Consider the following 8,794-nt stretch of genomic DNA (forward strand, 5'->3'; position numbering starts at 1 on the left):
ACGCTTACCTGACGGCTTGCCGTATGCCTGATCTATAGATTATACGAACCCGTTGGCCGCCAAAAAATCATGGCTGATCTTCGAGCTTCCCCCATCATCTTCATTGCCCGCACGCGAACCGTAATGGAGCAGATGGTCCACGTATTTACCGAGTACATCACATTCGATATTCACCCGGTCTCCCGCCCGCTTGTGGGCCAGCACCGTCTCTCCCAGCGTGTGCGGGATAATCGATACAGTGAAGGTAGCGGCTTCCGTCCTCACAACCGTAAGACTGATGCCGTCTATCGTAATGGAGCCTTTGGGAATGATGAATTTGAACAGGGATTTGCGGTCCGGGGCAATCTCAAACACCACTGCATTCTGATCGCGCCTGACGCTGCGGATCTCACCGGTTCCATCCACATGCCCCTGGACAATATGCCCTCCGAAGCGTCCGCCGGCAGCCATGGCGCGTTCCAGATTCATTTTGGACCCGGTGCGCAGCTCCTTGAGCGTACTGTTGCGGTAAGTCTCGGGCATGACGTCAACGGTGAAATGATGGTCCCCGAGTGAGGTTGCCGTGAGACAGACCCCATTGACCGCCACACTGTCGCCAATCTTCAGATCTCCCATAATGAGCGAGGCGCCGATATTCAGCACCATCATCTCCCCGCCGCTGGTGACGCTGCGCAGAACTCCCACCTCTTCAATTAAGCCGGTAAACATACCATCCCTCCTTCCTGAATATTCGGTTACTGCTGAGGAACCGGGGTGCCGCTGATACACACATTATCCCCGAGCACTTCCACTTCCAATCCTTCAAGCTGGATGGCATCACGCATCAGCTCCACACCCCCGAAGTCGAAGGTACCCGCTGCTTGCGCGCCGCCGCCGACAATCTTCGGAGCGAAGAAGAGAACCACCCGGTCAACCAGTCCCTCTGCAAGCATCGCCCCATTCAGCGTTCCGCCGCCTTCCAGCAGAATGGACCCAATCTCCATTGCACCGAGCGCAGCCATAGCCGCCTGCAGATCTACACGCGGACCGCTGCCCGCAGCAATCACCTCTAACCCTGCAGCCAGCAGCGCTGCTCTGCGGTCAGGATCGGCTGCCTCCGTCGTCACAACCACCGTAGGCGCGAGTCCGTCCTTGACCACAGCGCTCTCCAGCGGAAGGCGCAGCGAGGAGTCAATGATAATCCGCACCGGATTCCGTCCGGGTACATTCAGTCTTGTCGTCAGCGAAGGGTTATCGGCAATCACCGTATTCACCCCGACCATAATCCCCTGATGGCGATGACGCAGGGTATGTACGATCTCCCGTGCCTCTGCATTCGAGATCCACTTGCTGTCTCCGGTCCGTGTGGCGATTTTGCCGTCCAGTGTGCTGGCGCTCTTCAAGGTTACGAACGGCTGCTTCGTCAAAATATACTTGATGAACTTCTCGTTCAGCCGCAGCGCCCGGCCCCGCAGCAAACCTACTTCAACATCAATCCCCTGCTCGCGCAGCATCGCTATTCCCCGGCCTGCCACCTGAGGGTTGGGATCCTCACAGGCGACAACCACTCTCGCCACCCCTTCATCGATCAGACGCTGGCTGCAAGGAGGCGTAATGCCGTAATGACTGCAAGGCTCCAACGTAACATAGGCTGTACTCCCTTGCGCTTTACCGGCTGCCATATTGAGTGCATGCACCTCGGCGTGTCCGGTTCCGCGCTGCAGATGGGTTCCAATCCCGATCATGGCGCCGTCCTTCACAACTACGCAGCCGACCACAGGATTAATTCCCGTCTGGCCCTGTGCCCGCTCCGCCATATCCAGCGCAAGGGACATGTAAAACTCATCGTTCATCTTATCCATGTCTTGCCTCCTATCCCAAGGCTGTAGTCTTTATGTGTACCAAACTATAAACAGAAAAACCCGTCTCAATCTCCAGGAGGAGTTCAAGACGGGATATACGAGAGGTGATCGCAGCAAAGAAAATATGCGTAAATAAACGCCGGACCTCCGGCATTGTGAAAGTTCGCACATAAGTTCCGAAAACACTGCTGCTCGGCCGCCTGTTGCAAGCGCGGCGCGTGAATCTCTCCTTCTTCCATCCAGACTATACTGTCGGTCCCGGAATTACACCGGGTCCACCGTCCGTATCTATATCATACGAAGCGGGTAGCGGACTAAGCACCGGAACCAGCTATATTCAGCCAGATCCGTCAACATCACCGCCGGTAGGGAATCACACCCTGCCCTGAAGGATTGATCTATTCAGTTCAATACCAAGTTACGCCTACAACAAAATTATCACTTCACTGCGGGAAATGCAAGTGTGCTTCGGAAATTTACTATATTTATGTAACTTAATTCCCTTATACACCCGACTCACGCTGCTTGTCCGCTCTCAACAGATCGCGGATTTCCGTCAGCAGGACCACATCCGGTGCCGGAGCAGGTGTCTCCACAACCTCAACCTTGACGGTCTCCTTACGTCTGAACCGGGTACTCAGCTTCACCACCATGAAGATGGAGAAGGAAATAATGAAGAAATCGACTACGGTCTGGAGGAACATGCCATATTTGACAGCAACATCTCCTATACCAAAGCTAAGTTCCTTCAGATCAATCCCTCCGCTGATCAGACCGATAAGCGGCATAATGATGTCTCCCACCAGCGAGGTAACAATTTTGCCGAATGCCGCTCCAATGATTACGGCAATCGCCAGATCAAGTACATTCCCTTTCATGGCGAAGCTTTTGAATTCCTTCCACATGACGAACCATCCCTCCGAAACTTTGAATTTGAAATTATTATAGCATTTATAGCAACCTGCAGGCAGAAAAATGTATAAACGGTATATAGTTTGCGATACAGCCGCTATATATTCCAAAAAGGTACGGGAACGCTGAGCGTCCCCGTACCTGCTGTACCCTTATTCTGCTGCTCTAATTCTGCCTAGTCCTGCTTGCGTGTTCTGCGGAATACCCGGCTGAGGATGAAGCCGCCCAGAATCAGGCCTGCACCCGTCAGGTAGATCGGCAGCGGGCTGCTCTCGCCGGTCTGCGGCAGTCTGCCGCTGCCGTCGTTTGTACCCGAGACCGTCCCTTGCGGAACCGGATCGTCTTCAACATCTACTTCCGGATTGCCCAGCGGGATATTATCGTCGATTGGCGTCACCACTTCAGGTGCTACCGGTCCTGGAGTCACAGTTGCTGCCGGAGCCGAGGGCTGCGGAGTTCCCGGCAAGCCTGGTCCTGCAGGAATCTGCGGATCATCGATAATGACTCCCGGTTCGAATGTACCGGCAGGTGTGGGAACCGGAGTAAATACCGGACCTCCAGTAGGTGATGTCGGAACAGGTGTAGCCTCTGGCCCCGTAGAATCTGTAGGCACCGGCGATGGAACTGTAGTCGGAACTGTAGTCTCTACAGGTGTCTCAGTCGGCACAGGAGTCACAGTCGGCGTGGGTGTCACGGTCGGCGTTGGCTGCTCCGCCAGCTTATTATACAAGGTAAGATTCAGCACGGCCGATGAGCCGATTGTCACCGGATGCTCGGTGGAATCAAGCACATAGCCCTGCGGTGCTATTGTTTCAATCAGGACATAGCTGCCCAGCCACAGATTGTTAAACGCCGCGATGCCTGCTGCATCTGTAGTGCGGGTATTCACCAGCACCCGGTCATTTCCGTTCAGGCGGTATAGCTCATAGGTAGCTCCGGCCAGCGGTTTTGCAACATTGCCTGCTTCCAGCTTGAAGACATTAAGCGTCCCTCTGACGCCGCTGCCTGTTCCCGAACCGCTGGACACTCCTACGATAATCTCCTTGGTCGTCTCCTTGGTGATAAGCTTGACGTTATTGCCGCTGAAGCTCACAGAGTTAACCAGCTTATCGCCAGTGTTCGCAACGATCAGCGACTGATATTCCAGCACATAAGCGGAATGGATGTCACCAGGGAAGCTTAAGACGAAGGATTGTCTGCCCTGTGCATCTGCGCTGATCGTCAAGCTGTAATCGGTATCCTTCACCAGCGGAGGGCCGCTCTTCGTGACCTCTCCGTTCACGGCCGTAACCGTACGGTAGAGCTGGAAGCTGTCCGGCAGCAGGATCTGATTCGTGCTTGGCACATCGGTGATCACGGCATCTTTTACATGGGACTGGGTGCGGTTGATCGCAATGGTCCAGTTCAGCTTATCTCCGTTCTGCGCGCCGTCCTTGAACACATATTCATCCCCGTGCGGGATATCTACGCTGGCCTTCAGATCCTTCGATACCTTCTTCGTGCCATCCAGCAGGTTCGCTGTATTGGCTACCTTGGTTCCGATTAGCTGTCCGGCCAGGCTGGTCTTGAATACGATGTAATAAGGCGAATTAATCGCTGTGTCAAAATCAACCTTCAGCTCATTGCTGCTTCCCACGCTATAGCTGAACTCATTGCCGTCCACCTCAGCGCCTGGGCTATGCGTTCCATCCTTGGCAATATTCATCTTATATACCTTAAGTGAGCCAGGTACCAGAGACTGTCCGTCACCCAGTACATCCGTCACTACAGGATCGGCAATGGATTTGCTGTTGTAATTGATGCCTACGGTCCAGGTCAGCTCTTTGGCAGAAGCGTCATACGTTCCTGACTTGAACCCGTTGTTCTTCACCTCGGAATTAGGAATGAACTTCCCGCTGGCTTCAGTCCACTGTGGATTGTTCTGGCTGTCCTTCCAGTCAATCCGGGCCACGTTGATGAAATCATTCGTATTGCCGGTAAGCCAGTCATTGCTGAATTCCGTCTGATAACTAATGGTATAAGTACCTGTAACCGGTGCGTTGAACTTCACCTGGAAGCCTTTGTTAGGCTGTGCCGGTGAATTCACAATCAGGGTATAAGCCGATGGAGGGATCACTGTGCCGGAAAGAGTACGGACCACCAGTGAACCTGAGATGTACTTCTGTCCTCCCTGCGGGAAGCTGTCGGTAACCACTACTTCGTTCATTGGATAATTGTCACCGTTGAACGTGATTTTCCAGTCTGTCGTGTGTTTGTTGTAATCCACCCCGGACAGATTCTTATAGATAATAATAGGCCGGATCAGTTGAGTAGCGTTGCTGCTATAGGTACTGTCAGAGACAGTGTTGGTAATCTTCGTATCGCCAAACACACGGTCTGCGGCTTTGGTCGTATATTCGATCAGGTAAGCCGATTTCACCGTATTCTTGAACTCCAGTCTGAATCCGTTGCCGGATTCGCCGCTAGCTGGTGTTACTGTGTAATCACTGCCTGCATTCAGAGCCGTGCCCTTAGCAGCTTCTCCGGCTGCATTCAGCGTAACCGGATAGATCCGCACCGAGTTCTCCAGGAGCACCTGGGAGCTGTTGAACACATCCGTCAACACCGCGTTCTCCGGGGAGATCGTCCGGTTATTGTAGTTGTATTCGATAGCCCAGTTAATGGTCTGAGTGCCCCAGTCATAACGGACGACTTTTTTGTTAAGGCTGCCGCCTCGTTCAATGACTACTGTATCCGATGCGCTTACCGGATCACGGCCGTCCCCTGTGAAGGTTGCCTGGTTGGTGAAGCTGGACAAGTTATCACTCACTACCTGCGTGGTATAAGCGATACGGTATGCCCCTGTAATCACAGGGTCCGTGAACTGAAGCTTCAGCGTCCCGCCGGAGACGCCGGCAGTATATTTGCTGCTGTCTACCGGCTGGCCTTGCATAACTGTGCCGTCAAGCTGAACATTCAGCTGGTAAACGGCAAGTGTAACCGTGCTGTCCAGTGCCAGCCCGGCAGGAATCGGGTCGGTCACAGCAGCGCCGCTTACCGGCTCCAGTCTTTTGTTCACATCGACGGTCCAGTCAATATGATCCGCGTTGAAGCCGCTGGAGATTCCCTTCTTGGTAATCGTCGAGCCTACAGTGGGCTTGAACGATACCGTAACCGTCTGGACTCCGCCGTTCACCGGGAATAGAATCTGCTGGACGGTGCTGCCGCTGATCACTTTTTTATCAAATTGGGTATTAATACGTAAGGTCCCCTGCACATTGGCATGACTCTCGATGTAATCATTGAAGGTCATCACCACCTGATGGGTAGCCTGGCTGACCGTGAATGTGCCTACCGTCCCTTCGTCCGATTCCAGTCCGCCCTGAATGTCATTGAAGAGCTGGAACTGCTCGGGAAGCTGGAAAGCAAAAGTGTCTCCCTGGCTATAGCCGTGGCCGTTAGGAAGCGACCAGGTATAGTCCAGCCTCACGGTGGAATCCACATCATACACACTGCCTGTCACCGTCTGTCCATCCGGACCATATACCGCCATGAATACGCTCGTAATAATGTCCCGGTCCTGTTCAATGGCCGCCGCTGTAGCCTGCCGGGTGAAGCCCAGCCCTGAGACCAATTGCACAAATAACATGACCAGGATCACTGCCAGGCTTGTTCTTTTTTTCACCATTTCCCATAAGCCCCCGTTCTTTCGATTGAATGATTTGAAGCATACCTGCTAAAAAGATGGCTGCTGAACGCACCGGTAAGGACACACTCCACCTGAAGTTTCGTTATGTATACGGGCTAAGAGTCCATCTTATGTAAATAAACTAGTAAACCTGACTTTTCTGCCCACTACAGACGATATATACTTATATCACCTAAGAGTAGAACTTTAGAATCAGAAATGGTTAAAATTAAAGAAATTATTATGCAACCCTTACTTCAGGACTCAAGGAGAGATTCCAAGTGAACCGAACTTTATTCTGGGACCGTGCCCGTGACAGTGATTTCGTCATGCTCTCCGTCTCCCATCTCGTTGCCCTGGCTATTATTGCTCTATGCTGCCTGGCGCTCTTTGGGGCCCGCTTCGCCCTCCGCAGCCGGTCCGGCCTGCGGTTAGGCGTACGCCTGCTGCTGATCCTGCTGCTGGCTGCTTCTGAGGGAGGCCTGCATGTCTGGTATCTGTCCCATGACAGCTGGAGCCGAAGCTCCTCCCTGCCGCTGGAACTATGCGGAATTACCCTGCTCCTGTCGGTCGTGATGCTGCTCACGCGCAGCAGACTGCTGTACAGCTTTCTATATTTTGCCGGAATCGGCGGTGCATTCATTGCCCTGCTTACCCCTAATCTGGTCTATCCGTTTCCGCATTTCCGCTTCCTGCTGTTCTTCATCGCCCACGGGTCGATCATACTTGCATCCCTGTACATGACCTGGGTCGAAGGGTATAAGCCCACTTGGCGCTCGCTATTCTTCACCATGCTCTGCCTGAACCTTGTCGCCGCGTGCGTCTACGCCGCCAATGTCCTGCTGGACTCCAACTATATGTTCCTGATGCACAAGCCCAGCACGTTCTCGGTACTGGACTATTTCGGCCCTTATCCTTACTATCTGCTGGTTGAAGAAGCCTTCGCCTTCGTCATCTTCCTCCTGATGTTCCTGATTTTCTTCAAGCTGCCGGAGCTGTACACCGCCCGCCGTGCCGCAGCCCGCGGGAAACTTGGCAGGTAAACGGAGGGGATGGATTCAGGGGCATTAGTGCTCCTCATTCCTGCCTCGTGCCGACTTTCGGCGGATTCAGGGGCACTTGTGCTCCTCATTCCTGCCTCGTGCCGACTTTCGGCGGATTCAGGGGCACTTGTGCTCCTCATTCCTGCCTCGCGCCCACTTTCTGCGAATTCAGGGGCACTTGTGCTCCTCATTCCTGCCTCGCGCCCACTTTCTGCGGATTCAGGGGCACTTGTGCTCCTCATTCCTGCCTCGCGCCCACTTTCTGCGGATTCAGGGGCATATTAGTTGGAATAACGTATCTTGTTTCGGATGATTTGGAGCTTTCGAGGAAATTAATTGGATAAACGTCATTTAATTTTGTGTATTCACTCCACTCTGTTCGATTTGCAGCATTTTAAGTGCTGTTTTTCCAACTGTTTCCTGACAAGCCTTCCTCAGCTCCTGAGCAAGTGGAAGAAATCCAACTAATATTCGTACAATTCTCCGTACGGCAAAAAGCACCCGGCTGGATTACCCGAGGCCACTGAAAAAGTCTCTTTTTTAAAAACGTCAAAAAAAACGAGCCGCTAGAATCGCTTCTAAGGCTCGTTTCGCATTTCGGGGATCATATTTGACCCCCTAAAATGTTGGTATTTTCGCGGAATAGGTAGTTTTTCAGTGGCCTCGGATTACCCAGCCGGGTGCTTCGGCGATGCCTGTGGAAGAGAAGAACCTCCCCCTATAGCGTCTACAGAATGCTAGTATTAAGCTTCTACAATTTCAACGGTCGTCATCTTGTCGCGGCCTTTGAAAGCGTCTACCAGATCCATGCCTTCAACCACTTTACCGAATACTGTGTGTACTCCGTCAAGGTGCGGCTGTGGAGCGTAAGCGATATAGAACTGGCTTCCGCCTGTGTTCTTGCCGGCATGGGCCATAGCCAGGGAGCCGCGCTCGTGCTTATTCGGGTTGATCTCGCAGTTGATGGTGTAACCAGGACCGCCGGTGCCTGTTCCGTTCGGGCAGCCGCCTTGTGCTACGAAGCCTGGAATCACGCGGTGGAACAACAATCCGTTGTAGAAACCGTCTTTTGCCAGCTTCTCAAAGTTTGCTACTGTATTAGGCGCATCCTGATCGAACAAGTCGATCAGCACGACGCCGCCGTTTTCGAGTGTAATTTTCGCTTGCTTAGCCATATGTAAATGACCCCTTTCGAAATGACAGATGTAGAACACGTTTATTAGTTTACTATGAAACGGGGCACAAAGCAAAGCAAGCGGGAAGTCTTCCCGCCTGCCGCTATAGCACAACCCTATAGTCTTCTTATTTCGTAACGGCTTTTTTTGGAATCC

The 8,794-nt window shown here is 52.9% G+C and carries 6 protein-coding genes and 1 riboswitch; of the genes, 1 reads left to right on the forward strand and 5 read right to left on the reverse strand.

The features are described 5' to 3' along the window. Positions 1 to 39: 39 nt before the first annotated feature. The 4 genes from ribE to C173_RS18990 form a co-directional block, all read right to left on the reverse strand. On the reverse strand, positions 40 to 708 hold the full coding sequence (gene ribE, locus C173_RS18975) for a riboflavin synthase (protein ID WP_036727380.1): 669 nt from the start codon (positions 706 to 708) through the stop codon (positions 40 to 42). Positions 709 to 734: 26 nt separating this feature from the next. Then, positions 735 to 1,841, reverse strand: a complete 1,107-nt coding sequence (ribD, locus tag C173_RS18980; RefSeq protein WP_036727381.1) for a bifunctional diaminohydroxyphosphoribosylaminopyrimidine deaminase/5-amino-6-(5-phosphoribosylamino)uracil reductase RibD — start codon at positions 1,839 to 1,841, stop codon at positions 735 to 737. A gap of 223 nt (positions 1,842 to 2,064) precedes the next feature. Continuing rightward, positions 2,065 to 2,238, reverse strand: a riboswitch (FMN riboswitch). Between the two features lie 106 nt (positions 2,239 to 2,344). Then, positions 2,345 to 2,746 carry a large conductance mechanosensitive channel protein MscL gene (mscL, locus tag C173_RS18985; RefSeq protein WP_036727383.1) on the reverse strand — a complete coding sequence of 134 codons (402 nt, stop codon included), beginning with the start codon at positions 2,744 to 2,746 and terminating at the stop codon, positions 2,345 to 2,347. Between the two features lie 182 nt (positions 2,747 to 2,928). Beyond that, positions 2,929 to 6,420 carry a collagen binding domain-containing protein gene (locus tag C173_RS18990; RefSeq protein ID WP_051478173.1) on the reverse strand — a complete coding sequence of 1,164 codons (3,492 nt, stop codon included), beginning with the start codon at positions 6,418 to 6,420 and terminating at the stop codon, positions 2,929 to 2,931. Between the two features lie 281 nt (positions 6,421 to 6,701). Here C173_RS18990 and C173_RS18995 point away from each other — a divergent pair, with 281 nt between their 5' ends. Then, positions 6,702 to 7,463, forward strand: coding sequence for a YwaF family protein (locus C173_RS18995; protein WP_036727384.1), 762 nt, complete (start codon positions 6,702 to 6,704; stop codon positions 7,461 to 7,463). A gap of 743 nt (positions 7,464 to 8,206) precedes the next feature. Here the strand turns inward: C173_RS18995 and C173_RS19000 are convergent. After that, positions 8,207 to 8,638: a peptidylprolyl isomerase gene (locus C173_RS19000; RefSeq protein ID WP_036727386.1), complete on the reverse strand. Its 432-nt coding sequence runs from the start codon at positions 8,636 to 8,638 to the stop codon at positions 8,207 to 8,209. Positions 8,639 to 8,794: the final 156 nt, after the last annotated feature.

The sequence above is a fragment of the Paenibacillus sp. FSL R7-277 genome (assembly GCF_000517965.1).
Lineage (GTDB): Bacteria > Bacillota > Bacilli > Paenibacillales > Paenibacillaceae > Paenibacillus_AQ > Paenibacillus_AQ silagei.

What these genes read in the sequence shown, in the direction of transcription:
- ribE (WP_036727380.1), bottom strand. Translation starts at nt 708, where the DNA reads ATGTTTACCGGCTTAATTGAAGAGGTGGGAGTTCTGCGCAGCGTCACC.
- ribD (WP_036727381.1), bottom strand. Translation starts at nt 1,841, where the DNA reads ATGGATAAGATGAACGATGAGTTTTACATGTCCCTTGCGCTGGATATG.
- mscL (WP_036727383.1), bottom strand. Translation starts at nt 2,746, where the DNA reads ATGTGGAAGGAATTCAAAAGCTTCGCCATGAAAGGGAATGTACTTGAT.
- C173_RS18990 (WP_051478173.1), bottom strand. Translation starts at nt 6,420, where the DNA reads ATGGTGAAAAAAAGAACAAGCCTGGCAGTGATCCTGGTCATGTTATTT.
- C173_RS19000 (WP_036727386.1), bottom strand. Translation starts at nt 8,638, where the DNA reads ATGGCTAAGCAAGCGAAAATTACACTCGAAAACGGCGGCGTCGTGCTG.